A 26,675-nucleotide genomic window follows, 5' to 3' on the forward strand; every position below is an offset into this window, starting at 1 on the left:
TCTTAGTTATAGCATTATAGCATTTCTAAGGGACACACCTCACCATCTCCTTGCCCTCCTTCCATTTATTAGTTAATCTTTCATTTAGTTATTTCAATACTCTTGCACCTGCCGGTTATGTGCATTGTCGTTATCCACCCAAATATTTCATTAAATTAGTAGTGAATATTAATAAGGAAAGGGAAGATGGAATCGTTTGAATTAAAAGTTGACACAAATACTACATTCATAAGAATTATTCGGTTTTTAGGAACTCTTGCGCTGGGATTTTTTATTGGTGTTATATCCATCAAATATAAATATGAAGGTACAATCGATTGGATGAACGCATTCGTTGGCATTGTTTGCAGTCTCTCATTTGCTTTCTTCCCGGGGGCAGCCAAGAAACAATCTCTCAAAATCAGTGAAGATGGTATCTCTCAGAATACCTTTTGGGGGAGGAAAAAACAGTATGATTGGTCTAAGATTAAAGCTGTTGAAGTAAAAAAGAACAGAATTGAATTAACAAAAAGTATTGGCTCTACTGAAAGAATTAAACTTCCTATACATACAAAAGACCAAGTTAAAAACTTAAAAAATTACCTCCAGCAAGTAACCGATACTAAAGAAATTGCGTATAAATAGTAATTTGGGAGCATAGCCCTCGCTTTTATAAACTTTTCTTTCAAACCTATCGCTGGCAATCGTCGTTGGTCAAGCTGAGCTAATCGAGATCCTTAAAATTCTCACAGCCCCCGTTATTTTCAAGCCCGGGTAAGTAATAACAGATTTACTTTCTTATTTTTTTAAAAGTCGTAGGATTAAGATTATATCTTTTACTACTGGCAAAGACTTGTTTATACACCAGTTTACAGATATTGCCCTCAGCCCCATTCGAAAATTATTTTAGTTTTCTGGAAACTTAATTGGATATATGGGGATAATAGCCTGTATACCTGCGTTTAAAAATCGGTAAGTTCATTAGTCAGTACTACCCTAAATAAAATAAGCCCTCACAAGTATCAGTTGTGAGGGCCTAACTATTCATCAAGAGAGACGCCCTGGGTAAGGGCGCGGACAATTATAAAGAAACGGGTAACTTTATCCAAGTGTTTTCGGCTAAAAAGGGCAAATTAGGCCTATAAGCCTATGCTTATTTTATAACCACTTTGGTCTTATAGGCTTATTCACCTACGGGAAGAAGGGCAATCCCTACAAGCCTAAATTCGCTTCTCATTTTATAGCAGATTGCCCCGGTCGCTCCAAGGCATCCAAGCGTAAGTACCGGGTCAAGCAATACGCAAAGCAGGAAAAGGAATCACTGATTAAGAGTCCTACTACCTATAAAACCGTCGTATGAGCGGACGCGCCTCACCGTTAGCTGCTGATTTCGATTTATCAATTGCTATAGTACATTTTGAAACGAATTCAGCACTATTTTGCACGCCCCTTACATGCAATTTAGTTAGCATTCAGAATGTAACCAGAACCAAAATATCTTTTGATATATAGAACATGAGGATGTGGAATTACCAAAAAATCCTGAAATTATACAATTATCGTTGAAGCTAATATTGATTTAAAGAGTAAAGAAGAACCAAATGTTTTTTCATTTTATGTAGGTACTCCCAAAACTTTTCCAAATGAAATAGCGAGATGGAGTCATGGTTTATTGATTGCTGAACACTTCACATGAAATTATTGAGGCTTCAATCAACAAATTGCTTCAGAAGTAAATACAAGAATACACTGGAATGCGATAATTACAAAGAGCATGAAACCTGAAAAAACGCTATTCTGTGCTATCCAAATATATTGCTGAGGATGTGATATATTATGCCAGACATTGCAAAAGCTGCAATTCATTTTTAAAAACAACTAATAAAATAATGAATCAGATTGAAGAGTGGATTGAATCACTACTGGTAAATACGGGAATTGCTGAAGAGTGGGCAGTGTATCTGCGGCTTATACTTTTTATCCTGATTCTGATCCTTCTTTCTGGAATTGCTTATGTCACAACAAAACGGATTATCATCCACTATCTCTATAAGTTTGTAAAGATGTCATCCCTAACCTGGGATGATGCCCTGGCCGATCACAAGGTATTCAACAATGTAGCCCATATCATTCCTGCCATTTTAGTCCGTATCACGGCACCTGTTATCTTCGCCGACTTTGAACAAGCCCTTCCGTTCATTATTAAGATAACAGATAGTTATCTGCTGATTGTAGGCATGACCATCATCTTTGCTTTTCTCAGGGTTGCCCAATACGGACTTGTTTCTCATCCCATCTTCAAAGATAAACCGATCGCAAGCTATTTTCAGCTTGCAAGAATTATCCTGTATATCGTTACGGGTATCTTGGTTCTTTCCCTGATCCTGGAGCGGTCTCCCGTATATTTCCTCAGTGCATTCGGCGCGATGACAGCAATTGTTTTGCTGATCTTTAAAGATACTATTCTCGGGCTGGTAGCCAGTGTGCAGATGTGGTCCAATGATATGGTACGGGTAGGCGACTGGGTGGAGATGCCGAAGTACAACGCGGATGGGGATGTGATTGAAATTAATCTAAATACGGTCAAAATTCAGAACTGGGACCGAACTATTACCTCCATTCCGACCTATTATTTTATCACCGACAGTTTTAAAAACTGGAGAGGCATGCAGCAGAGCGGTGGACGGAGGATTAAGAGGGCGATCTATATCGATGCCCAAACAGTAAAATTTGTGAATCCGGAGATGCGTGAGGAACTCAAAAAATACCACCTGCTCAAAGAATACCTGGAAACGAGGCAGAAAGAGATTGAAGACTACAATAAGAAACACAACTTGGATACGTCCGTATTGATCAATGGGCGTCGAATGACCAATCTCGGAGTGTTCAGAAAGTATGTTGAGTTTTACCTGAAAAACCATCCTCAAATCAAACAGGATATGACCGTGATGGTTCGCCAACTCGGAACGGAAAGCCGGGGCATTCCCTTGGAGATCTACTGTTTTACCGCGACCACCGCTTGGTTGGAATATGAAACTATACAGGCAGATATTTTCGATCACCTCTATGCTACTGTAGCATTCTTTGATCTTGATTTGTTCCAGGAACCCAGCGGCAGGAATTTTTCTAATGCTTACCAGGCCATGGAGAAAAATAGTTTAACTGAAAATTGACCGCTAAGTACCGAATTGGGACAATGCTAACAAATACAAAAAGGGTAATTCTATTAACCAAAAACCCAGAAAAAGAGCAAAAGCAGAGAAGAACAAAGAGAAATATTTCAGGAGCTTCTTGCCTCCAAAGAGGTTGACACACAAGCTGTTATTGCTCGAAAGTTTGATGTTAGTCTGGCTTGGGTATCAAAAGTACTTTCATAGATTTGAATTTTTGCCATTAAAATAATATCAATTTCAAAACCTTAGTATTTTTAGTTTGCAATGTTAACATCACTGCTCTCGAATTGTGCCAGTAAGGCGGGTATCACAATCATGTTAAGCAAAGTGGAACTAATGAGTCCACCCAGGATTACCTGTGCCATAGGCGACTGTATCTCGTTGCCCGGTTCACCGGCGGCCAGTGCCAACGGAATCAATGCAAGCCCAGCAGTGAGGGCTGTCATAAGAATCGGATTAAGTCGCTCCATGGCACCTTGTCGAATGGCTTTCATAAAAGACTTGCCTTCTTCCCACCGCAGATATTGGTAGTGGGAAACGATCAATATTCCGTTTCGGGTGGCAATACCGAAGAGCGTAATAAAACCAACCAGGGAGGCAATGGAAACGATACCGCTGGTAAACCAGACGATAAATATACCACCGATCAGGGCAAAGGGCAGGTTTACCATTACGAGGAGTGCTGTTTTCAGGGAGCTGAACTCCAGGTACAGCAGCATGTAAATGAGCAAGATGGCAACTATACTTAGCAGCGAGATAGTGCGGGTTGCTTGCGCCTGACTCTCAAACTGCCCACCGTATTCCACAAAATAGCCCTGTGGAAAGCTGATGTTTTTAGAAATATTGTCACTGATCGCATTAACGGTACCGCGCAAATCCCGCCCGGCCACGTTGGCCGAAACGACAATTTTACGCTGCACATTTTCGCGGCTGATGGTATTAGGACCACTGCGCGATTTGATACTGGCCAACTCTGAAAGCGGAACCACTGTTCCGTCATCAAGCGTCAGGTCGGCATTGCGCACGGCCTTGATACTGCCTCGGTGGGCTTCGTCGTAGCGGACCATCAGATCAAATAACCGGTCGCCTTCGATAATCTGCGAAACGGTCTCACCGGCAAAAGCCACATCTACCTTTTCCGACAGGTCGTTGATACTCATTCCATAGCGCGCCAAGGCATGGCGGTCAGGACGTATCTGGATTTGCGGGACGTTCTGCTGCTGTTCGACCGAGAGATCCACAACCCCTTCAACGCCCTCCATCTGGCCTCGAACCTCCTCAGCCAGAGTTCGCAGTCGATACAAATCAGGCCCAAATATTTTCACGGCAATATTAGCACGCGTTCCCGAGAGCATGTGGTCAATACGGTGGCCAAGGGGCTGCCCTATCGTGATATTGGTCCCGGAAACGACGCTCAGGTCGGAACGCAGCTCTTCCAAGACCTGCTCCTTGGTCGTACCTTCCGGGATATCCAGATCGGCATTAATCTCCGAGGCATTAACGCCCTGGGCATGTTCAGACATTTCCGCTCGACCTGTTCGGCGGGCCGTACCGGTAACCGCCGGATGGTCAAGAAGAATGTTCTCAATTCGCTTTCCAATTTCGTTGGACTCATCCAGCCCGGTACCGGGAATGGTCACTGCGCTGATCACCAGCGTACCTTCATTAAACTCGGGCAAAAAAGAACTTCCCAGGTACGGTACCATCACCAAGGTCCCCAGGAATAGAACCAGCGTGCCGGTCAGCACACTTTTCTTGTAGTATAGGACGCTATCTAATATCTGGTCGTAGCCTAATTTAAGCTTTTTAGTAAACCAGCTTTCTTCCAGCTTTCCTTTCGCCGCTTGTGCCGGCAACAGGTAATAACACAGCACGGGTGTTACCGTCATCGCAATAACCAGGGAGGCCCCGATGGATACAATATAAGACAGTCCCAGCGGCTGGAGCATGCGTCCCTGCAGCCCACTTAAAAAGAAGAGCGGAATAAAGACGATCATGATGATCAGCGTAGCATTAATGATGGAGGTCCGTATTTCTTTGGATCCTTCAAAAACCACCTGTATGGCCGATTTTTGCTCGGACTCCGTCAGCTTGGCGTTTTCCCGAAGCCGCCTGAACACGTTCTCCACATCGATGATCGCATCATCCACAATCACCCCAATGGCAATAGCCATCCCTCCCAAGGTCATGGTGTTTATGGTGATATCGAAAAACTCCAGTACAAAAACTGAGCTAATAAGTGCCAGCGGTATGGCCGTGAGGGAAATCATCGTCGTACGGATATTAGCCAGGAAAAGCAGCAGAATAATGACCACCAGAATAGCTCCATCGCGCAGGGCGTCAATAACGTTGTCAATAGCAAGATCGATAAAGTCTGCCTGACGAAAAATGTGGCTGTTGATCGTAAACCCTTCGGGTAGATTTTGCTCAATCTGTGCCAGCGTTTCATCGACCCGCTCCGTTAATTCAAGAGTATTGGTATCCGGCTGCTTTTTGATAGAGATAATCACGGCCTGGTCACCGTTGACAGAAGCATCGCCTATCTTTTGAGCGGCATCAATTGTTACATTTGCGATATCGCCAATAGTGATCGGCTGGTTATTGCGTTTGGCCACCACCGATTGCCTGATATCCTCCAGCGAATGAGTCCGACCAATACCACGAATGGTATATTGCTGACTGTATTCCTGGAAGAAGCCTCCCGAAAAGTTTTTATTAGAGGATTCGGTGGCCTCCATCACTTGGTCCAGTGTTATATTGTAGGCTTCCAGCTTATCGGGATCCACACGAACCTGGTATTGTTTTACTCCTCCGCCTATCGGCACCACCTGGGCCACCCCAGGGATCGCCAGCAGGCGCCGCCGGATCTCCCAATCGGCTGCCGTGCGTATTTCCAGCTCCGAATGCCGGTCGCTTTCCACACTCACCAGCATAATTTCACCCATAATGGAAGTGATCGGCGCCATAACGGGTGGGGGTACTTCTTCCGGCAGTTGGCTGCTCACCATTGAGAGTTTTTCATTGACAATCTGGCGGGCCTGGTAGATGTCAGTGCCCCATTCGAATTCTACCCAGACGATGGAAAATCCTTTGGAGGTAGCCGAGCGCACCCGCCGCACGCCACTGGCACCATTGGTAGCTGTTTCAATCGGCAGGGTTACCAGCTGTTCCACTTCCTCCGGTGCCATACCGTGCGCTTCGGTCATTACCGTAACCGTTGGGGCCGTAAGATCGGGGAATACATCCACGGGCATGTTGATAACCACGTACGCGCCGGCAAAGAATAACACGATGGAGGTCACCACAACAACAAGCCGGTGCCTCAATGATCCTTTAATAATTGCATCTAACATATCAGTAAGATTAAACTAATTTGAATTTCAGAGCGTATTTAGTGCGTATGACCGTGGGATGGCGCCTCGGACGAAAGCGAAGCCAGTTTTACCTGGTAGGCATTTTCAGTCACCACATGTTCTCCCCCCTGCAGCCCGGAGGTAATCTCCACCCATCCACGATATTCAATGCCCGTTGTAACACGCTGCTTGCGGAAGGATTCACCGGAGACATGGACATAGACGTTGTAATTTCCTTCCTCCTCAATTAACGCCGACTGTGGGATCGCCAGCACATTCTCTTTGGTATCCGTATTGATATGCACCATCGAAAACATGCCCAGTGGAAGTCCGTTTTGGGTGTTATCGAGCTCGTAAATCAAAGACAGAGTTCTGGTCTGTGGGTCAACGCTGTTGGCCCGGCTAATTAACCGTCCATCCAGCTCACCAACTTCATATAGTCGGTCATCGCCCTGCACCCGAAAGGCGGCCTGCCCGGCATTGGCAATACGACGTTGCCTGGCGGCCGGGACATTGGCCTTAAGCCACACTTTGGAAACATCGGCTATGCGGTACAATGGCTGACCGGCTTCAACCTGCATGCCCGGGGTGACGAAAGATTCAATGATCGTACCATTAATCGGAGCTTTGAGTGCAAATCGATAGGATTCAGCTGATTTCCCGTAGCCTTCGATAGTCGTCGTATCCACCTGAATTACCTCATTGATGGTCTGATAACGCGTCAACGCCTGACGGTACTCAATGCGGGCTTTTTGAAGCTCATTTTGCGGGATGGCTTCCTTTTCATACAAACGCTTGGACCGCTCCAGGTTGCCCTTGGCCAGCTCGAGTTCAGACTGGGCATTAATAAACTGCTGGGCATAATTGTCTCCACCACCCGACTGAATTGCAGGATTCAATACCGCCATCGACATTCCTTTTGACAGCTGCTGCCCTACAACCGGCAGGTTGCCGTTTTGGCTGGACAGGATGATGCCTGAAAAAGGAGCGGAAACAATGGCCTGACTATTCTGTGCGGCCATGATTTCCCCGGTGGCATCTACGGTTTGCGTAAGCGTTCGCTGTTGTACCTCTTGAGTAGCAAAGGGGATATCCCACTGCTGCTCCTTTAAAAAGGTTATTAAATTAGGATCCTCCTCAGCATGTGTTTGTGGGATTTCATCAGCCGAATTATAGACTGGGATGCCATCTACCTGAATGGTGTCATTCACCATACCGTAAATTTCGATGGTTAAATCATAGCGACCGGCTTGCTCAAACGTAATATCCGGACCATAAATGCCGGGGACCTGCACCTCGGTTTCCCGGGCTGATATCTCCGTACCATTGTCGGAACGGAAAGTGAAATACACCTCGGAATTGGCAATAGGACTGAAATCAGAGAGTCGGGTTAGATGCACTGCAAAGGTGGCCTGCCGGCCGACAGCGATTTCCGGGTATTCCATAAAGAGTTCGGTCTCGTCGGTCCATTGGGTGACGGTACCGCTGCCCTCCCGCTGGGAACTGCTGCTCTGAGAAGTAGCTTCCTCACTGTGTTGGTGCTGACCTTCCTCTTGCCCGTGGGTATGTTCTTGCTGGGTCTGCTCGGTCGGCTGCTGATGACTGTGATCAGCTCCTTCGCCATGACTGTGACCTTCATCAGCGGAACTACACCCGGCAATCAAAAGTCCCGTTGTTATAAATAAGAGTATGATTAAGCGTTTCATTGGTTGTAAGTATTTTAAGTTGTATAAATGCTGTCTTTGAACCCATTATCGAACACGGATAACACAGATTATTCCGTTCAGCACGGAGATCTGCAATATCCGTGTTATCTGCGTTCCATTTTACCCGCCCTTGAGTCTAATGCTCATGATCGGCATCTTCACCGTGGCTATGCCCGCTGCTTCCCATTTCGGATTGGGCGCTCCAGCTGTCGAATGTTTCTCCGGCGGCATCCAGTTCAATAGAATGGCTTTCACCGGCTGCAAGATCCACCGGACTGGTAGCACCAAGCTCGGATCCGTTTGATAATGTAACCTCAACCGATACTGCCGGCAGGGCATCTTGGGTGGTGTTCTCAATGGTGCCACTGAAAGATTCAGATTTGCTGTCATACGACAACGTCAGGCGGACTCCTTTTCGGACTTGCTCGTAGGTTTCATCAACTCCCATCATTGCCTCAGAGGTTTCTCCATCATGGCTATGGGCTTCTTCACCGGAGTGAGAATGCTCTTCTTCCGTCTCAGAGTGATCATGCCCCTCCTCTCCTTCATGCTGGTGAACTTCTTCTGTGCCCTCATCATGGGCAGTCTGTTCGGTTTCGTGGGTATGTGTTTCATCGCCGTGGGGGTGTTCCGAATCATCCGAGCCACATCCTGTTATCGTTAGTCCTGCTGCAATTAAAAGAATAAGAAGTAAGCGTTTCATGGTATTAGTTGTTTTGAGAGTTAGAAATTCGTCCTGCGGATTGTACGTCCAGTTCAAAAAGTGCTTGGTTATAGTCAGCTATAGTTTCATAAATCATGGTCTGTCCATCGACATAAGCCTGGGTGGCATCGAGCAGTTCAACCAACGAATACCGCCCCTGTTGGTAGGCTGCACGGGTTGCTCCCAACATCGATTGGTCCATCCCGTCATCTTGCATCGACCTCCACTGCTCCAATATCAGCTTCACTCGTTCGTAAGCCGTTGAAACCTGGTTGCGTACTGCCTGCTGCTTTAAGGTTAGTTCAGTCTGCTGCGAACGGCTTTGGGCTCGGGTAGTGGTTATATTGCCTCGATTTTGATTAAAGATGGGAAGCTTTATGGAACCGCCTATGACAAATCCCTCAGCACCATCCGACTGCTCTTTGTATCCAACATTTAGATTCAGATCGGGCAAGCGATCCCGTTTTTCAACCTTGTATTGTAGCTCAGAGGCATCAACCATCTGCTCCAAAGCAATAAGATCTGCCCGATTAGCCAATGCATATTGAATGAGGAGCTGCTCCTTCATATTGATGGGCTCTACCGACAGGCTATCTGAAAGCTGGATTTCGGTATCCAGCTCTCCTCCCGGAAACAAATAGGTGGCCAATCGATTGCCTGTCTGCTTACGGTTCAGCTGAATCTGATCCCGTTGTTTGCGGTACCGGCTGAGCTCCACGTTAAACCGCTGCAGCTGTAGGGCCGAGAAGGTGCCCTCCGACTGTCGTGATTTAGCTGCTGAACGGGCTTTGCGAATAACGTCCAGCGCCCGATTATAGATTTCCAGCTTCTCCGACAACTGCCAATATTCGGCATACAGGGATTTTAGCTGCCGGATCAACTGGAGCCGATCGTATTCAAATTGTAGTTCAGCCGCCTTTTGTGACTTGGAAGCACTACGACTGCGCAAAAAAGGTTGCCCCAATAGCTCAATGGGTTGCGATAGCATGTAGGTCGTCTCCTCGTAATCGACCGTTCCGGCATTTAGCTGCTCCCGGCTGACGCTGATCTCGGGATTGGGATAGGCTTTGTACCGGCTCGCTTCTCCCTGCTTGCGCAGCTGTTCATACCGGGCCAGCTCCTGCTGAAGACTGTTCTGCTTAAAAAGCTCGACGGCTTCATCAAGTGAAATAGATGTTGATTGGGCATGGACCAATGCCGGAAATAATACCAGTAATAGGGTCCACCGGATATACCTTATCATGGTGGTTGAATTGTAATTAATTGATACGGTTTGGAAAGGAATCTCTAAAAAGGAAAAACTAAGCTATAGGAGGGCCGCGACGGGAAAAAGAAGAGAGGTGATATTGGTTCGGTACTGGTCTTGGGGGTGGCAGATCAAGCAACACTGGAACCCGCTGAAGCGCTAAATTAGAAGCATCAGATCCGGCATCCAGGCTAAGAGCAATAACTGGCTGTAAGTCTGGACTCAACTGATAGGGGGAAGTTAACGTCCCAATAATATCACTGGCTGTGCTTACCTCATGCCGGTGGGGATCGCCTTCACTGTCATTAGCTTGCACGGGCTCATCATGACTTTCATGAGCGTGAACATGAGCATGAACATCAAGATGGCTGCTAATGTGAATGTCTAAATCATGAAGATGAGCCCCTTGTCCAAATAGTACGCAGAAAAAGGTTGCCGCCACAATCAGCAGGCCGGTAATAATTTTGACGATATGCTTATTGCTTTTAAACACCCTAAAGGATAGGTAGAAAGGGTGTTAATATCAAAGTAAGATACTATCCATACTTTCTAAATTGTCATTACGCCGACACTTAGGTCTCTAAATATGCTATAAAACCTAAAATCAAAACATTTTCGACATTTTCATATATCGCCCGATAAGTAGCTGGCAGTGAAGTGGTATAAAAATAAAAAAGGCTTCATCCGCAAAGATGAAGCCTTTTTCTCCCCGCGAGTCCCTGGAATGCGAACACTTTTTCCCGCGAAAGTGCTCCTTAGAGCTATTAACAGGGGTCCAAAAGGAATTGAGTACCAAATTCAGTACGAAAATTGGCCGAAGAGTACCCAAAATGGAGTAATGCGAACTTTTACAAAACGGGTAATTCTGTTAACTGAAAGCCTAAGAAAAAGAAGCAAACGCAGAGAGGAACAAAGAGAAATATTCCAGGATTTATTGGCCTTCGGAGAGGTGGATTCGCAAGCTGATATAGATCGAAAATTTGATTGTTCTCGGGCATGGGTTTCCAAGGTATTGAAATAGATCTTCTGTAAAACGTAGCTTTTTTAGCTCCTATCTATTCCCTAACTTTAGGCTTAATTTAAAATATTTTCCAATGGAACAGATCCGATCCACATACAAGAAAAGCCTGAAGGGAATAACCCTTGCCCTTCTGTTTCTGTTTGGGCTGCATTTTCTTAGCATTCACGGATTTGTTGACAGTCTCGTCTATTGCTTTGAAGAAGATGGGCAAATCAATATCGAGTCTGAAGCCGGCAGTATTTTTTCCATCCCCTCGGAAGATGTCATACATACTAAAGACGCCCATCAACATACTACTCCTACCCTGAAGGCGGACCTGGACAACCATCACGATGTACCGTTGTCGCTGAACTGTGCCAAAGAGGAACAAACAACACGTTTCGATCAAGAACGCATGCTTAAGCTTCTTGATGGAATGCTTTACAGTATGGTTGAAACCCTCCCGCAATCACGGGCCTTTCAACTAATTTCTTACCCCCCTCTTTTGATTGAGGATACGATAACTGCTTCGCTCAAAACAGTTGTCCGCATTCTCTACAACTAAGTAGTTCCAGCCCTTTCCATATCACCATTTCACTTGCAAGTAATGTAATCAGGTAAGGAACTATTATATCCTGCCGGTGCTACTTACCCCTCTATAACAGCAAAATTTGGCTGGAAACAGATGAAATTATTTAAACCCCTACTGGCCCTCGGCATGCTTGTGCTTGCTGCCGGTTGTGCCACAGAAGAAACCGTTATCGAACCACCTTCAGAAAGCACGCTGGGAGACCAAACCTATGAGACGTCTCCCGCACTAAATCAGAATGTTAACCCACAGGATACCGTATCCAAGGTCACTATTTCCGATACACTGGCCTTCTCGGATGCGCTGTCCAAAGCCCTGCTCGAAAATCCCCGGCTGCAAAGCTATGGCTGGCAGGTGCGGGTGAGAGAAGCCGAACGCATTCAGGCTTCCCTGCTTCCCAATCCACAACTGAATGCCGAAATGGAAAATTTTGGCGGCACGGGCCCCTTTGAAGGCTACGAAGGGCGAGAAGTGACCGTCAAATTGGGACAGAAAATCCTGCTGGGTGCTGATCGACTCAAGCGCAAAAGATTGGCCGGAACCACCAAAGAACTGGCCGGCTGGGATTATGAAGCCCAACGGCTGGACGTGCTCACCGGCGTTACCAAAGCTTATATATCAGCACTGGAAGCGCAACGACAGTGGCAGCAGCAAAAAGAGCTGGTCGATGTGGCGCAAAACCTGTACGACTCCATATCTGCGCAGGTGAAGGCCGGTAAAGTTTCCAAGCTGGCCCAGACGAAAGCACAGGTTGAGCTTTCCCGCGCAAAAATTGACTTGAAAAATGCCCGCAACCAATGGGAATCCGCTCGTAGCTCGCTGGCCTCTTACTGGGGAAGCGAACAACCACAGTTCGAGCAGTTAAAAGGCCAGCTGAGCATGCCTTCTACTGTTCCCGAGTACGCTAAGGTGCAAACCTATATACAGCGCAATCCGGATGTGGCGCGCTGGGCTACCGAATTGCAGCAGCGCGAATCAGCTCTTGACCTTGCACAAGCCAGAGGCATTCCCGATATCATCGTGAGCGGGGGATATAAACGAGCGGAGAATTTAGGAGCCAGTGCCGCCATCGTGGGCGTTTCCATTCCACTGCCTTTCTTTGATCGCAACCAGGGCAACATTAAGGCGGCGAAGTATCAGCTAAGTCGCGTAGAAACCCAGCGGGAAGCGGCCGTCTCCCAAACCTACAAGGCCCTGCAAACAGCATACAACCGGCTGAATGCAGCTGCCCACGAAGTCAATCAGCTGCAAGAGCAGGTTTTACCCGGTGCCAAAACGGCTTTTGAGGCCGCCCAAACCGGCTATCGGCAGGGCAAGTTCGATTACCTGGAAGTACTGGATGCCCAGCGCACGCTCTTTTCGACGCGCACTCGCTACATCCAGGCCCTGGCCGAATACAACCGGGCCGTAGCCGAAGTAGAACGACTCATCGGCACGCCCCTCTCTGAAATTTCTGCAAACTAATTTTTTGAATGAATATGGAATCACCACTCATGAAGAATCTAACTGTATTATCGATTATCGGACTTCTTTTGGGAAGTTTCTTAACAGGCTGTGGATCTGATTCAGATTCCCAAACCAACACGCAAACCGAACAGCATCAACAAGAATCGCAACATAGTGAAGAATCCGAACAGCAACATACCGAAGAGTCGGGGCAACAGGCGCGCGAAGTGCACCTGACTGAGCAGCAAGAAGATAATCTCGGCATTAAAGTGGAAACACTGTCTGAAGGAAGCGCTTCCTCAACCATTTCACGTCCGGCCAGCGTTGGATACGATCTGGATCAAATTGCCAAAGTCGGTCCTCGTATCGAAGCAAAGGTAGTGAAGGTCATAAAAGACCTGGGAGACCGAGTTAAGAAGGATGAACCGATTGCGCTGATGAGCAGCGTAGGCTTGGGCAAAGCCAAGGCTGAATATATTCGGCTTCGGGCCCGACTCAAAGCCGAACAAGCGCGGTATGAACGCGAACAGACGCTGTATGATCAGGACATATCTTCACAAGCCGAGTTGCTCGATGCCGAAGCCAACTACCAAGAGGCCAAAGCCGAACTGAACTCTGCGGCCGAAGCGTTGCGCCTTTACGGTATGACGCAAAACGACATTAAAAATATTGAAGCAGGCAGCGATCAGCCCTTATCCCATTTCTACCTGACAAGCCCACTCGACGGGGTAATTCAAGAGCGAGATATTTCGCCGGGACAAACCATCAGTCCCAACGAGACGCCCATTCACGTAGCAAACCTCTCCAACATGTGGGTGATGATCGATGCCTACGAGCAGGATATCCGGTATCTGGATAAAGGACAAGGCGTACGCCTTTCGGTTCGAAGCATACCCGGGGAAACCTTTGAGGGAAAAACAGACTGGGTCTCATATAGCCTCGAAAAACAGACGCGTACCATGCCGGTTCGCGCGATTGTTGCAAACCCAGATCGAAAGCTACGGGCAGGAATGTTCGGCACCGCTCGCATATCAACAGGGAAAGAACGGAACGTTGCGATGATTCCCATTGACGCGGTACAAACCATCGAGGGTAAGCAAGTGGTCTTTATCCCCGGCAAAGAGGATGGCAGCTACAGGCCCGTCGAGGTGATGTTGGGCAGCGAGAATGAGGGCTACGTGGAAATTGCGTCAGGCCTGAAACCCGGCCAGCAAGCCGTAATCGCCGGAGCCTTTGACCTGAAGTCCGCCCTTACCGCTCAGGGACGAAGCGCATCCCACGGACATTAATCCCATTTACTCTCGTGTCATGCTGAACCATCGTGCTGAGCTTGTCTCAGTATCTCTTTCAGCATCTAACAACCTGAATTATAGACCCTGAAATAAATTCAGGGTGACAGATGATGTATTTAAAGACTAAAGAATTTTTGACTTATGCTTCAACAGATTATTGACAAGGTATTAAAGAATCGTTTGACGATCCTCATTCTGGTGGCGGCCGTTGGCGTCTATGGATACTTCTCCTTTGAGGATGTCCCTATCGACTCCTTTCCGGACGTATCGCCCACCATGGTGCAGGTGTTTACCTCCAGTCCTGGCCTTTCCCCGGTGGATGTGGAGACACAAATTAGCTATCCCATTGAAATCTCGATGTACGGGCTTCCCAAACTGGATCGCGTGCAGAGTACGTCCATCTTCGGGCTTTCGCGCGTAAACATTTACTTCGAAGACGGCACCGATATCTATTTTGCCCGACGGCTGGTTATGGAACGGTTATCCAAAGCCAGGGAGTCTATTCCCGATGGGCTGGGACAACCACAACTGGGGCCCATTACCACAGGACTGGGAACGATCATGATGTACGAAGTAACCAACACCGATACCGCCGACCACTCCCTGATGGAACTCCGTACGGCACAGGACTGGATCGTAAAGCCGCAACTGCGAACAGTGCCCGGGGTTACAGGCGTCCTTTCTCTCGGTGGGGATGTCCGCCAGTTCCAGGTCAATGCCGATATGAACGCCCTGATTTCACGGGGACTTACCTTGAAAGATCTGGAAAAAGCCATCAACAGCAATAATCGCAATGTAGGTGCTTCCTTTTTGGAGCGAGGCGGTGAAGAATACCTCGTCCGCGGCTACGGCTGGATTAAACCGGACAAAGAAGGCCTGCAGGATATCCGCAACATTATTGTCAAAAACTCTGATGGTACGCCCATTTACGTCAAGGATGTCGCCAAAGTGGAGTTCGGCTCAGAGATTAAGCGGGGGACCCTTATTAAAGACCAAGAGGAATCCGTGGGTGGGTTTGTGCTAAAACTCATTGGCACGAATACCCAGGACCTGCTGACCCAGGTGGATCAAAAGGTCGATGCCATCAACAAAACGCTGCCGGATGGCATAGTTATGAAACCTTTCTACTCGCAGGGGCAGCTCGTCAGCAAAGCTGTGGGTACGGTCAGCAACGCCTTGTATATCGGGGCCATTCTCGTGCTGGTGATCCTCTACTTTTTTATGGGGGACCTTCGATCAACGCTTATCATTATATCAACTGTTCCCATTGCGTTTCTCATGGCCTTTATTGGGATGAACATCATGGGCATATCGGCCAACCTAATGAGTCTGGGGGGACTGGCGATCAGCATTGGGATGATCGGGGACAGTGCCACCGTGATCGTGGAAAATACCTACCGCCTGCTGGAAGAACGGGATACCGAAAATGTCTCCCTGGTGCGTGTGGTAGGCGAAGCGGCTCGGGAAGTCATACGTCCCGTGATCTTCGCCACCAGCATTATCATTATCGTATTTATTCCCCTCTTTTCGCTGGAAGGCGTCGAGGGTAAAATGTTTAAGCCGCTGGCCTATACGATTACCTTTGCACTGGCCGGCGCCATATTTCTGGCCTTGACCTACATCCCGGTCATTTCTAGTTATATCCTGCCGGATAAGGGGATGGACAAAGAGCCGTGGTTGGTCCGCAAGGTAAAAGGATTCAGCCGCCCGCTCATTGAAAAAGCTACGAAATTTCCCAAGATGGTCTTTGGCGGAGCCTTGCTGCTGTTTGCCGCAAGTATGGCGGTGTTTCCGTTTCTGGGAACCGAGTTTCAGCCAACGCTGCGTGAAGGCACCTTTGCCGTACGCTCTGTGCTGCCTCCGGGCGCTAACCTTCCCACCACCCAAAAATACACGAAGCGTATTCAGGAGTCGATGCAAACCTTCCCCGAAGTCCAGGGCATCTTTTCCCGTGTGGGGCGTGCCGAAGTGGGCGGTGATCCCGAGCCGGTGAACGTGGTCTTCAATGTGGTGAACCTGAAGCCGCTTGATGAGTGGGACGCCGGACGCAGCTATGAAGAACTGCAGTCGGCCATGGCTGTAAAATTGCAGGAAGATCTGCCGGGTGTGGCTTCTAACTTTTCTCAGCCTATCCAGCTTCGTACCGATGAGCTGCTCAGCGGCGTACGCGCCCAGGTGGTTGCCAGTCTGTATGGGGATGACCTTGATACCCTGGCTCAAAAAGCCCAGGAGATTGCCGAGGTCGCCAAAAGCGTAGAAGGAGCTGTGGATGTCCGCGCCCAGCAACAGGGCGGGAAACCGCAAATCCTGGTGCGCCCTGATCGGGAGCAGCTGGCGCGACTGGGCATCAGTATCGATGACTTTCTGAATACAGTAGAAACCGGTATCGGGGGCTCGGTAGCCGGACAGGTCTTCGAGGGCATTCGACGCTTCGATATCTTCGTGCGCCTACAGGAAAACCAGCGCAAACGCATTGAACAAATTCGGGAACTGCCTGTCCGTACGGCTAAAGGCTCGCTGGTACCCCTCTCCCAGATTGCAGATGTAGAAGTCTTTACTGGTCCAAAACAAATATCCCGCAACAAAGCAAGCCGACGTACTTACGTACAGCTAAACGTGCGTGGACGGGATATGGGAAGCGTCGTTAACGAGATCCGCCAGAAAGTAGAACAGCAAGTAGATCTGCCGGCCGGGTACTTTACCGAATACGGCGGACAGTTTGAAAACCAACAACGAGCGATGAACCGGCTGATGGTGGTCGTACCCATTACCCTGGGACTGATCTTCTTTATGCTGTTCTCCACCTTCGGCAGCTGGCGCTATGCGGTGCTCATCTTCCTTAACATCCCCTTTGCAACCATCGGGGGAATCTTTGCCCTCTGGATATCCGGGCTGTACCTGTCGGTACCGGCTGCGGTAGGCTTTATCGCGATCTTCGGTATTGCCGTACTCAACGGACTGGTGATTGTATCCTACATCAATCAGCTGCGGGAGGAAGGCATGTCCACCGAGAAGTCGGTCGTACGGGCTTCGCTGCTCCGCCTGCGTCCCGTACTGATGACGGCCTTGACCACGGGACTCGGACTACTGCCGCTACTGCTGGCTAATGATATCGGCTCCAACGTGCAGCGCCCACTCGCCGCTGTGGTTGTAGGGGGCCTATTTACCTCCACGCTGCTTACGTTGGTGGTACTGCCGACCATCTACAAGTGGTTTGCCGAACCGGTCACACATGCCGAACTTTAAATTTTAACCAACAGACCTGTTAGGTTTTCGAGACCTGGCAGGTCCAATTAAACCATCTAGTATTATGAAAGAGATCAAAGCTTTTATTCGAACCAACATGATTGATTATGTTATTGACGCCCTTGAAAATCTTGAGGATGCCCCTGGTATTACACTCAGTGACGTACGGGGCTGGGGCCATGCCCAAGAAAAAGAAGCGGCCCAACTGGTTGAGCGTATTAAGTTGGAAACAGTTGTACCTACCCACCGGGTAGATGAAATTATCTCCGTAATTGTTAAAAAGGGACAGACGGGTAACTACGGGGATGGCAAGATATTTGTATCCGATGTCGAACGAGGCGTACGCATCCGAACCGGGGAAACCGATGAGGATGTGATACAATAAGCACTGTTTGACGGTAGAAGCAGTATTTTTAACTAAGCTATCTCTAAATTAGATCAGTATTGTGAAGGGCAACATTGCGGTAAAATGTATTACTTATAAATAACTTACTGCTGAATGGCACTGAAATAAGAAAGTGCGAACCTGGAAAGGACCAAGTTCGCACTTCAGGGATGCCTGGCTCCCCGGGTAGGATTCGAACCTACGACCCATCGGTTAACAGCCGATTGCTCTGCCGCTGAGCTACCGAGGAATGTAACTCGTTTGAAAATCTATCAACCGTTTCAAAGAGAGGACAAATATAATAGATTCAGGTAACTCAAGTCAAGAATTTTTTTAGCTTTTTTCGAACTTAACTTTTTCCAAAACAAGACCCTGTGCCGGGGCCCCGTGGCCATTCTTCCTTTTACTTGCATTATCGATCATATCCTCAAATTTCTCTACCGTTCGCTTGCCCTTCCCCACCTCTATCATCGTGCCTACCAGTCTGCGAACCATATGGCGGACAAATCGGTTGGCTTCCACATGATAACAAAGCAGATACTCATCTTCAGTAAATGACGAATGCAGAACTTCACAAACCGAATCCGGATTTTGATTATCAGGCTTCGTAAAACTGTCAAAGTTGTGCGTTCCTTGTACTTTTTGTGCGCAGTGATGCATCTTATCCAAATCCAGCTCATCAAGCACCATCTCTGATACAGATCGTATCAGGGGCGCCGGTCGGCGTATTATTTGATACCGATAGCGGCGTGCTACAGCATCAAATCGGGCATGAAAATCATCATCCACTTGTTGCATATCCCAAACTGCTATATCGTGCGGTAACACACCCAAGAGCGCATAGAGAATTCTGTCCGCATCAAGCTCATCAGGAAAATCAAAATGAGCTATCTGCTCCTCTGCATGCACTCCGCTGTCGGTACGCCCCTGTCCGATTACATCTACCGGCTGAGGCAAGATTCGGGATAGTGCAGACTCGATCTCCTCCTCGACGGTATCACTATTCGGCTGCTTTTGCCAGCCACTGTATCGGGTACCGTCAAATTCTATCGAAATTTTATATCGGGGCATTTGCTAAAATCAAAGCGTTTGATTGGCAATCCATTAGGTATCCGTTCAGTTACTGTATCACCCTTTCTTTCGTTCTCTCCCCCAATGTCGGAAAATGGAAACGCTGAATCCGGCCATCAGTAAAAAGGTACCCAGCCACACCACAGAGATAAACGGTTTTTCTTCGGCAACAAGCAGTACCCATTGCTCTTCAACCTGGGTATCAATACCGCGAATTTTAAGGTCAATACCGCCATTTGAAGGGTCTACACTTGTAAACTGTATACTCGCATCATCATAACCGGGTATAGAAATAGGAGGAGCATACGTCCAGTTTTCTTCATCCTGCACGTAAATAGAAAACAGCGGTCGGAGTGGAACCGAAGAATCACTGCCGCGTTGCGTCAGCTTAAGATTAGCCCGAATTGCTACTATTGTGCTATCTTTCAACTGCTGATCATCTACTTCAACATAATCCTCAAAAGAAAGATCAAATTCTCCCACTTTTATGGTTTCACCGCGGCCAATACTTACTTCCTGCACTTCGATAGAGTCCTCTTCTGTTGTTGATGTACTGCCATTACTCCTTCGCTTAGCTGCAGTCTCCTTGGCTTCAGCATTCCGCCGCTCAACAAAGGAGCTGCCAGCTACATATAAATAAATATCACTCACTAATCCGGTACGTACATCAGGATCTACCGACCACTGAATTTCGGATTGCGAAGAAGATGATAACATCGGATAAACCTGCGGATTTAACACAAATTGTTCCCCATTTCCGTCGGCGGGTTCAATCTTAATGCGATATTCCTGCTGGCCCGGACGCTCTTGATTCTTAAGCGTATATCCTTCGTACGTAACTTTATAACGATCATCAATAATTTTGGGCTGATTTAGCTTCAACTCCAGAAATTCCACTTTTTGCGTCTTTTGAAACCCCTGTTCATCAGTTACTTCTCCACGCTCGATTGCAGCATTATACTTTTTTACGGATTCATCAAGCAACATTTCGTTGTAGGCCGAGGAAGCCAATATTCCAAGCAGAAGTACACCAAAACCAACATGACTAAGTGTTCCGCCAATGAGTAACGGTTTTTGGCGAACCAGACGATACATAATCACAGAATTTCCAATCACAGCAAACCAAGCCGCCAAAAGGTAGACCATATAATAAATATTGCGGACATCCCCTATTATAATTGTAGCCAGTGTTGCGACACAGCTTATCGCAACCGGCCATAACAAATCAGCAGCCAGCGATTCAGCATCCTGACGCTTCCAGAACAGGAACTGTCCCAAGACTGTCATTATTGCGGCTATAATAGCCAGCGGCATTGTCCATTCGTTATAAAAACTAACTTCAGGAGGTGTAGGATTTTCTACAAACAATCGACCGATAATTGGTGAACTCGTTCCCAGTATAATGACAAACCCAATAAGGAACAGTACCATGGCCCCGGCAAAAGTCATAAACTCGCGGCTCAATAATTTGGACTCATTCTCCTGGGAAGGCAACTCTTTGTATCGATAGAAAAACAGTCCCAGACCGATAAGCGTCACCGTAGCCATAAAAACCACGAGCTGATTATAAAGCCCAAGATCAACAAAGCTGTGCACCGAAGAGTCGGACAGAATTCCCGAACGCGTCAAAAAGGTCTCATAAACGATAGCTACGTAAGCCAATATCGCAAAAATAATAGAGGCCTTTTGCGAGGTCGAACTTTTGCGCTGGATAATCATCATATGGATGCCTGCAGTACCCAAAAGCCATGGCACAAAGGAGGCATTTTCTACAGGGTCCCAAGCCCAATATCCACCGAATGAGAGCGTCACATAAGCCCAATATCCACCTAAGAAAATAGCGGTTAACAATGCAACGTTGGCACCCAATGTCCAGGGAAGGGCGGGATCTACCCACTCATTATACTTGCGCTTCCAGAGAGCGGCCATAGCAAAACAGTATGGCACCGTCATCATCGCAAAACCCACAAATAATATGGGGGGATGAATCATCATCCAAGGACTTTTAAGCAGATCATTCAACCCTTTACCATCCTGCGGCACAAAATCGGGGTTTGATTGTAAAAATGGGGCATTTGGCATAGCCTCGGCCAGCGACCGGAATGGAGAAGCTCCCAGTTGAAAGTCACCAATAGAAATACCGGAGACCATCGACAATAAGAAAATCTGCGTGAGCGTCAGAAAAAAGAGCACCGGACCACGATAGGGTTCCCGTGTCCATTTCATCAGGCCCAGTCCTATCATGATTGAAAACAAAACCCAAAGCATAAAGCTCCCTTCCTGTCCGCCCCAAAAGGCCGATATCAGGTATTTGAGCTGCAGGTCACTGCTGGTATAATTATAGACGTAATAGAAATTAAACTGATGCGTAAGAATGATATAGAGCAGCAATCCCGATGCAACAAGCAAAAACAAACCCTGTAAGCCGTATAGCCAGTTGGATATCTTAAAATGCTTATCCGTATCGTTCTGGGCGTATATAAAATATCCAATAGCCGCCAGTATCGCGCTTACCAATGCAGCATTGATAAAAAGGTCTCCTAAAAATCCAATCATGAAATCTTAACTCTTTGAGGACATTGCTCTTTCAAATTCAGCTTCATCGGCATTGTTATACTTCGAGGGACATTTCATCAACATATCGTTGGCATAAAATACGCCGTTCTGCATCTCCCCGATAACAACCAGCTGATCGGCCTCTTCGAAATTATTGGGTTTGGGTTTGGGATACACCACTCGCCGTACATTACCATCCTTATCTTCCATATAAAAGGAGAACTGCTTGGTCTCCATAGAAAATCCATAATCTTGAGAGTCATCCCACTTTCCCACCACATGGGCCCCCTCCATTCCGGAAGCCTGCTCAAAATTTACGTACGTGCTAATGCTGTTTCCAAAGTTATACATCAACAGCGATGTAAACCCGACAATAGCAATAATTCCGATGATCAGTTTAGGTTTCATAATGTATCTTCGACGTTAGACTTTTCAATTTCTTCTTCCAATTTACTCACTTTTTTATCTACCCGGATGATAAAAAACAACAGCACAAACCAAATAATAAGACTTACGCCCAGTACAATAAAAATAAGGTCGTACGAGGCCGCAGTTTGAATTAACGGACTTGCCTGATCCAATCCGGCTGCTCCATCCCATTTCTGAGAATATTGCTCTGTTAATGTATCAACGGCAGCAACCGTATCTTCTTGTGCCTGAATAGGAAAAATTTTCATGCTCGTTGTTGATCAGTTAAATGCTTTACAGTTTTGTAACGATTAAGAATATCATTCAGCCAAACAGCCAGTCCAATAAATCCGATTACTGCAGGGTAAAAAATATATCGCAGCTCGGGAGCTGTAATCTCGCTAAAGGCCGGATTGCCATCGGCGCCCGGGTGCAAGCTTGGCAACTGTCGGGGTATGATATACAGTAAAAATGGAATCGTTGTCGCTGCAAACACATTAAACACTGCGGCAATTTTAGCTCTTTTCTCGGGATTATTAAAAGCCGTACGTAACACAAAGTATGCCACATAAATCATCATTCCCAACGCCGAAAGGTTCATGCGCGGTTCAGCAAACGTCCACCATGTTCCCCAGGTAAAGCGAGCCCAAAGTGACCCGGTTAACAATCCACAAATGCCAAAAATAAGTCCTATCTGTGTTGCAGTCTCCGCTTTTCGATCAAACTTCATAATAGGATTGTTCAAATAGCGAATACTGTAATAAAGTCCCGCGGCAAAACAGACTGACATCGTTAGCCACATCGGCACATGCAAAAACAGGTTACGAGCCGATTCTTTAAGAATGGGGATGTCGGGAATAGGGGTCAAAAATCCGATACTGATAACGGCCGACATCCAAAAAGCAACAATATATTTCCAGGGTTTTAGTCTCATGAACAAAAAAACTTACCTCTACTGGGAGGCGGGTGATTATGAAAGCCTGATAATATACGAAATCTGTTTTGGAAAAATTAGTCTTTTCGCCTTAGTCTTTCCGGAATTTTACCTAAGTTTACAACAGATTAATAAATGGTATAAAATGCAACTATTATGGCTGATCAAACTTCAGATAAAACCATCACACTGCAGCCCAGCTGGAAAAATCATCTTATAGGATATATCGTTTCGGTGCTACTTATTCCACTATTTGGAATTGGGTTAGTGGGACTCTATTGGGTTTATAAAAGACAAAAAAAACACAGCTACACATTTACCGACACACAGATTTCTTCACGTGATGATAAATATCAGCGTAATATTGATCTGGTTAATATTGAAAACGTGTTGGTACAGCAGGGCTGGCTGCAAAAGAAAGTTTCTGTTGGAGATATTAAACTTGAGACCACAGCTACTTCAATGACGCTCCAAGGCATAGCTGATCCCTTCGTATTAAAGAATATGCTTGAAAAAGCGATATCGGCCCAGAAAGAGCGACAAAACAAAAAACAGGAAACAAAACCCGAACAACCTGACCGTGATCCCGGAACAATGGAGCGCATGGATTACCTGACGGGACTATGGCAGCAGGGACTTGTCTCGAATGATGACTTTGATAAGGAGAAAAAACACTTTGAGTAGGGATTAAACCACATGAGGCCACAGTTTAATTAGTAATATATTTGAAACCAAAGAAGATGTACCTTCCCAATCTGCGCAAATCTATCTTCGCCAAGAGGGATTTCATTTATTTGCCCTAACAGCATTATAAAAGTTCCTACTTAGAAAAGGAGGATGGGAGAAATAATATTAATATTATTCAGGATAAGCATTGCTTGTTGTTGACTTGTACTAGTAACCTCAACTCTGCCATAATCTAACTGTTACTTCTCATTCCTGCACTCTCCCTTTTGATTCAGTTAGACACTCTATTTTTACTTTCTTTTACGGTATCATATTTAGCATTAATAGTTTGTTTTTATAAATATTGATCGAAAATTACAACAGGCACAAATCAAGTTATGTTCTCACATCTATCTCGAACGCTATTACTACTTTTATTTACTCTCTTCTTTTCAACAGAAGTCTTTGCCCAGCAAGCCAATTTTGAGGCGGCCCAACAATTCACCGAAGATCGCATGGAAAAAATGACCGGCGATACCCGGGTAAATCCCCAGTGGATTGAAGACCAAGATCGATTTTGGTACAGCTATGAAAATCCGTCCGGTACGCACTGGTATTTTGTGAATGCCGAAGAAGGCGAAAAGCGTCCTCTTTTTGATCGTAAAGAAATGGCTGCACAGCTGTCAGAAACATTCAGCAAAACGTTTAACCACAAAAAGCTGGAGCTCAACGAGTTTGAATATAATGTTAATAAAGGCTTGTTCACCTTTCACGTCGACAGCATCAACTTTGAATACAAACTCGAAAACAACGAGCTCATCAAGGGGGATTCGTTAAAAGAGGAGTCCGATGAGCGATGGGCTACCTATTCTCCCGACAGCAGCTGGATTTCCTATGCAAAAGATCACGATCTCTATTTGATGAAGGCTGATGATCCCGATAGCACTGAATATCAGCTTACTGATGACGGCGAACGTTGGTACAGTTTTCAGGCCGATGCCGGAGATACTACCAGTAACGAGAAATTGAGATCGGTAGCAGAATGGTTCGAGGATTCCAATAAGCTTTATGCCAAACGTATAGATCAGCGCGACGTTGAAGAACTCTGGGTTATTAACTCTCTGAAAGAACGCCCGGAGCTGGAAACCTATAAATATGCAATGCCCGGTGAAGAAAATGTACCCCAAGACGAAATATGGGTCTATAAGGCCGACCCCCTTCAGGATACCAACGGCGTTAAATTGGACACCGATAAGCAAGAATGGACGGATGAAGTCATCGGTGGTGCTTACTTTAACAACGGTGGCATCTATACCGGAACGGGATCCGAATATCTCTACATGCTGCGGCGTAATCGTGAATGGAATAAAATCGATGTTTTAAAATCAAATACCAATACCGGAGAAACCGAGGTCCTCTTTAGCGAAGAAAGTAATCCCTATTTTAATGTAATGCTGGCAAACTTAGCTATAATTAATGAGGGCGAAGAATTTATATGGTGGTCGGAGCGCACCGGCTGGGGGCAGTTTTATCGCTATGATAAAAATGGGAATCTTAAAAACAAGATTACTCATGGGCATTTTGTTGCCGGTGATATTGCAAAAATTGATACGACCGAGCAGACTCTCTATTTCGAAGGCTACGGCCGTGAAGCTGATATAAATCCTTACTATTCACAGCTTTACAAAGTTAATTTTGATGGCTCTGACATGGAGCGGCTTACGCCCGAAAATGCGACCCACGAAATTAGTGCCTCCGACAACGGTAATTATTTTGTCGATAATTATTCACGCGTTGATCTGCCGACACAATCTGTTGTTCGGAATGGTGACGGAGATATTATAACCCGACTTGAACAAACGGACGTGAGCAGATTAAAAGAAGCTGGATGGCAAGCTCCGGAAACATTCAAGGTTAAAGCAGGCGATGATGCTACTGACATTCACGGCGTGATGTGGAAACCGTTTGACTTCGACTCCACCAAAAGTTATCCAATCATCACCTATGTTTATCCCGGCCCACAAGTCGAACCCTTCCCCATCAGCTTTAGCCACGTCGATGAAACGGCCCTGGCACAGCTGGGGTTTGTGGTCGTAGCTATGGGACAACGGGGCGGAAGTCCTATCCGAAGCAAGTATTATCACAATTATGGATACGGTGACTTACGCGATTATCCACTTAAAGACAACAAATATGGATTGGAACAACTGGCGGCTCGGTACTCTTTTATTGATTTAGACAAAGTAGGTATATACGGACATTCCGGTGGTGGGTTTATGAGTACCGCGGCACTGCTGACGTATCCCAATTTTTATGATGTTGCGGTGTCTTCAGCCGGGAACCACGATAACAATATTTATAACTTGTGGTGGAGCGAATTCCATCATGGCGTAAAGGGTGTGGAGAAAGAGGTACAGGCCGACAGCACCTCGTCCGATTCAGTTAAAACGAAGACTGAGTTCCAGTCGGAAATTGAAACCAATATTGACCTTGCTCAAAATCTTAAAGGACATCTTATGCTGGTTCACGGTACCATCGACAACAACGTACATCCGGCCAATACCATCCGGTTAGCCGATGCATTAATTAAAAATGGTAAAAAGTTCGACTTTATGATGCTTCCCGGTCAGCGACACGGTTTTGGAGATTACTCTCCCTACTTTGAACGACTCCGCTGGCGCTATTTTGCTGAACATCTATTAGGTGACTATCGACCCAATAATATTGATTACAACATCCCGGAAGATTAAAAAAGTCCTTAATATCACTTTAGAACTCTCCAAGATAATTGAAATCTTGAAGGGTTTATTATTTGCACCCATTAATATCTCCTAATTACAAATTGTGTCTTTCCTAATGTATATCCGGATAATACATACCCATAAAATTACCGATTAATACATTTTTAAGGGAATGTTTTGG

At 46.5% G+C, this 26,675-nt stretch carries 19 protein-coding genes and 1 tRNA gene; 9 read left to right on the forward strand and 11 right to left on the reverse strand.

Features of this window, described 5'->3' with window-relative positions; translation table 11 throughout:
- Nucleotides 1–186: 186 nt before the first annotated feature.
- Together CK503_RS01755 and CK503_RS01760 are read left to right on the forward strand one after the other, a co-directional pair.
- Entirely contained in the window at nucleotides 187–624 is a 438-nt protein-coding gene (locus CK503_RS01755) for a hypothetical protein (RefSeq protein ID WP_095605055.1), read from the forward strand.
- A 1,244-nt stretch (nucleotides 625–1,868) separates the two neighbouring features.
- Nucleotides 1,869–3,152 carry a mechanosensitive ion channel family protein gene (locus CK503_RS01760; protein WP_095605056.1) on the forward strand — a complete coding sequence of 428 codons (1,284 nt, stop codon included), beginning with the start codon at nucleotides 1,869–1,871 and terminating at the stop codon, nucleotides 3,150–3,152.
- 254 nt (nucleotides 3,153–3,406) lie between these two features.
- On the opposite strand, the gene CK503_RS01765 is transcribed toward CK503_RS01760, so the two are convergent.
- The 5 genes from CK503_RS01765 to CK503_RS01785 all read right to left on the reverse strand — a co-directional run bounded on the left by CK503_RS01765 (nucleotide 3,407) and on the right by CK503_RS01785 (nucleotide 10,653).
- Complete coding sequence (locus CK503_RS01765) at nucleotides 3,407–6,505, reverse strand: efflux RND transporter permease subunit (protein ID WP_095605057.1); 3,099 nt, start codon at nucleotides 6,503–6,505, stop codon at nucleotides 3,407–3,409.
- Between the two features lie 38 nt (nucleotides 6,506–6,543).
- Nucleotides 6,544–8,211: an efflux RND transporter periplasmic adaptor subunit gene (locus tag CK503_RS01770; RefSeq protein ID WP_095605058.1), complete on the reverse strand. Its 1,668-nt coding sequence runs from the start codon at nucleotides 8,209–8,211 to the stop codon at nucleotides 6,544–6,546.
- A 136-nt stretch (nucleotides 8,212–8,347) separates the two neighbouring features.
- The gene (locus CK503_RS16025) at nucleotides 8,348–8,914 is read right to left on the reverse strand and encodes a hypothetical protein (protein ID WP_176466182.1); all 567 of its coding nucleotides are present in this window, start codon (nucleotides 8,912–8,914) and stop codon (nucleotides 8,348–8,350) included.
- 4 nt (nucleotides 8,915–8,918) lie between these two features.
- Nucleotides 8,919–10,157 (reverse strand): TolC family protein, encoded by a 1,239-nt coding sequence (locus tag CK503_RS01780; protein ID WP_095605059.1) that lies wholly within the window; start codon nucleotides 10,155–10,157, stop codon nucleotides 8,919–8,921.
- A gap of 58 nt (nucleotides 10,158–10,215) precedes the next feature.
- A complete protein-coding gene (locus CK503_RS01785; protein ID WP_095605060.1) occupies nucleotides 10,216–10,653 on the reverse strand; it encodes a hypothetical protein in 438 nt (145 codons plus the stop codon).
- Nucleotides 10,654–11,254: 601 nt separating this feature from the next.
- On the opposite strand from CK503_RS01785, the gene CK503_RS01795 reads away from it, so the two are divergent.
- The 5 genes from CK503_RS01795 (at nucleotide 11,255) to CK503_RS01815 (ending at nucleotide 18,118) form a co-directional block, all read left to right on the forward strand.
- Nucleotides 11,255–11,725: a hypothetical protein gene (locus CK503_RS01795; protein ID WP_095605062.1), complete on the forward strand. Its 471-nt coding sequence runs from the start codon at nucleotides 11,255–11,257 to the stop codon at nucleotides 11,723–11,725.
- 120 nt (nucleotides 11,726–11,845) lie between these two features.
- The gene (locus CK503_RS01800; protein ID WP_095605063.1) at nucleotides 11,846–13,213 is read left to right on the forward strand and encodes a TolC family protein; all 1,368 of its coding nucleotides are present in this window, start codon (nucleotides 11,846–11,848) and stop codon (nucleotides 13,211–13,213) included.
- A 14-nt stretch (nucleotides 13,214–13,227) separates the two neighbouring features.
- Nucleotides 13,228–14,484 (forward strand): efflux RND transporter periplasmic adaptor subunit, encoded by a 1,257-nt coding sequence (locus CK503_RS01805; protein ID WP_255233301.1) that lies wholly within the window; start codon nucleotides 13,228–13,230, stop codon nucleotides 14,482–14,484.
- A 144-nt stretch (nucleotides 14,485–14,628) separates the two neighbouring features.
- Nucleotides 14,629–17,733, forward strand: coding sequence for an efflux RND transporter permease subunit (locus tag CK503_RS01810; RefSeq protein ID WP_095605064.1), 3,105 nt, complete (start codon nucleotides 14,629–14,631; stop codon nucleotides 17,731–17,733).
- Nucleotides 17,734–17,797: 64 nt separating this feature from the next.
- A complete protein-coding gene (locus CK503_RS01815) occupies nucleotides 17,798–18,118 on the forward strand; it encodes a P-II family nitrogen regulator (protein ID WP_095605065.1) in 321 nt (106 codons plus the stop codon).
- A gap of 175 nt (nucleotides 18,119–18,293) precedes the next feature.
- Here the strand turns inward: CK503_RS01815 and CK503_RS01820 are convergent.
- The 6 genes from CK503_RS01820 to ccsA all read right to left on the reverse strand — a co-directional run bounded on the left by CK503_RS01820 (nucleotide 18,294) and on the right by ccsA (nucleotide 23,087).
- Nucleotides 18,294–18,368, reverse strand: a tRNA-Asn gene (locus CK503_RS01820).
- 83 nt (nucleotides 18,369–18,451) lie between these two features.
- Nucleotides 18,452–19,189 carry a tRNA pseudouridine(38-40) synthase TruA gene (gene truA / locus CK503_RS01825; protein WP_095605066.1) on the reverse strand — a complete coding sequence of 246 codons (738 nt, stop codon included), beginning with the start codon at nucleotides 19,187–19,189 and terminating at the stop codon, nucleotides 18,452–18,454.
- Nucleotides 19,190–19,246: 57 nt separating this feature from the next.
- Nucleotides 19,247–21,745 (reverse strand): heme lyase CcmF/NrfE family subunit, encoded by a 2,499-nt coding sequence (locus CK503_RS01830; RefSeq protein ID WP_095605067.1) that lies wholly within the window; start codon nucleotides 21,743–21,745, stop codon nucleotides 19,247–19,249.
- Nucleotides 21,746–21,751: 6 nt separating this feature from the next.
- Nucleotides 21,752–22,153: a cytochrome c maturation protein CcmE domain-containing protein gene (locus CK503_RS01835; protein WP_095605068.1), complete on the reverse strand. Its 402-nt coding sequence runs from the start codon at nucleotides 22,151–22,153 to the stop codon at nucleotides 21,752–21,754.
- Nucleotides 22,150–22,422: a CcmD family protein gene (locus CK503_RS01840; RefSeq protein WP_095605069.1), complete on the reverse strand. Its 273-nt coding sequence runs from the start codon at nucleotides 22,420–22,422 to the stop codon at nucleotides 22,150–22,152. Before CK503_RS01840 ends, CK503_RS01835 begins: the two co-directional genes overlap by 4 nt.
- Entirely contained in the window at nucleotides 22,419–23,087 is a 669-nt protein-coding gene (ccsA, locus tag CK503_RS01845) for a cytochrome c biogenesis protein CcsA (RefSeq protein ID WP_255233302.1), read from the reverse strand. The genes CK503_RS01840 and ccsA overlap by 4 nt, the downstream gene beginning before the upstream one ends.
- Before the next feature lie 156 nt (nucleotides 23,088–23,243).
- On the opposite strand from ccsA, the gene CK503_RS01850 reads away from it, so the two are divergent.
- Both CK503_RS01850 and CK503_RS01855 read left to right on the forward strand, forming a co-directional pair.
- Nucleotides 23,244–23,771, forward strand: a complete 528-nt coding sequence (locus tag CK503_RS01850) for a PH domain-containing protein (protein ID WP_095605070.1) — start codon at nucleotides 23,244–23,246, stop codon at nucleotides 23,769–23,771.
- 380 nt (nucleotides 23,772–24,151) lie between these two features.
- Nucleotides 24,152–26,503: a S9 family peptidase gene (locus CK503_RS01855; protein WP_095605071.1), complete on the forward strand. Its 2,352-nt coding sequence runs from the start codon at nucleotides 24,152–24,154 to the stop codon at nucleotides 26,501–26,503.
- Nucleotides 26,504–26,675: the final 172 nt, after the last annotated feature.

This window comes from Fodinibius salipaludis (genome assembly GCF_002287075.1).
Taxonomy (GTDB): domain Bacteria; phylum Bacteroidota; class Rhodothermia; order Balneolales; family Balneolaceae; genus Fodinibius; species Fodinibius salipaludis.

Bases quoted from the DNA above. Each gene is read 5' to 3' on its own strand.
- CK503_RS01850 (WP_095605070.1), top strand. From the start codon at position 23,244: ATGGCTGATCAAACTTCAGATAAAACCATCACACTGCAGCCCAGCTGG.
- CK503_RS01760 (WP_095605056.1), top strand. From the start codon at position 1,869: ATGAATCAGATTGAAGAGTGGATTGAATCACTACTGGTAAATACGGGA.
- CK503_RS01805 (WP_255233301.1), top strand. From the start codon at position 13,228: ATGGAATCACCACTCATGAAGAATCTAACTGTATTATCGATTATCGGA.
- CK503_RS01840 (WP_095605069.1), bottom strand. From the start codon at position 22,422: ATGAAAATTTTTCCTATTCAGGCACAAGAAGATACGGTTGCTGCCGTT.
- CK503_RS01800 (WP_095605063.1), top strand. From the start codon at position 11,846: ATGAAATTATTTAAACCCCTACTGGCCCTCGGCATGCTTGTGCTTGCT.
- CK503_RS01755 (WP_095605055.1), top strand. From the start codon at position 187: ATGGAATCGTTTGAATTAAAAGTTGACACAAATACTACATTCATAAGA.
- truA (WP_095605066.1), bottom strand. From the start codon at position 19,189: ATGCCCCGATATAAAATTTCGATAGAATTTGACGGTACCCGATACAGT.
- CK503_RS01810 (WP_095605064.1), top strand. From the start codon at position 14,629: ATGCTTCAACAGATTATTGACAAGGTATTAAAGAATCGTTTGACGATC.
- CK503_RS01855 (WP_095605071.1), top strand. From the start codon at position 24,152: ATGTTCTCACATCTATCTCGAACGCTATTACTACTTTTATTTACTCTC.
- CK503_RS01815 (WP_095605065.1), top strand. From the start codon at position 17,798: ATGAAAGAGATCAAAGCTTTTATTCGAACCAACATGATTGATTATGTT.
- CK503_RS01770 (WP_095605058.1), bottom strand. From the start codon at position 8,211: ATGAAACGCTTAATCATACTCTTATTTATAACAACGGGACTTTTGATT.
- CK503_RS01780 (WP_095605059.1), bottom strand. From the start codon at position 10,157: ATGATAAGGTATATCCGGTGGACCCTATTACTGGTATTATTTCCGGCA.
- ccsA (WP_255233302.1), bottom strand. From the start codon at position 23,087: ATGAGACTAAAACCCTGGAAATATATTGTTGCTTTTTGGATGTCGGCC.
- CK503_RS01835 (WP_095605068.1), bottom strand. From the start codon at position 22,153: ATGAAACCTAAACTGATCATCGGAATTATTGCTATTGTCGGGTTTACA.
- CK503_RS01795 (WP_095605062.1), top strand. From the start codon at position 11,255: ATGGAACAGATCCGATCCACATACAAGAAAAGCCTGAAGGGAATAACC.
- CK503_RS01830 (WP_095605067.1), bottom strand. From the start codon at position 21,745: ATGATTGGATTTTTAGGAGACCTTTTTATCAATGCTGCATTGGTAAGC.
- CK503_RS01765 (WP_095605057.1), bottom strand. From the start codon at position 6,505: ATGTTAGATGCAATTATTAAAGGATCATTGAGGCACCGGCTTGTTGTT.
- CK503_RS16025 (WP_176466182.1), bottom strand. From the start codon at position 8,914: ATGAAACGCTTACTTCTTATTCTTTTAATTGCAGCAGGACTAACGATA.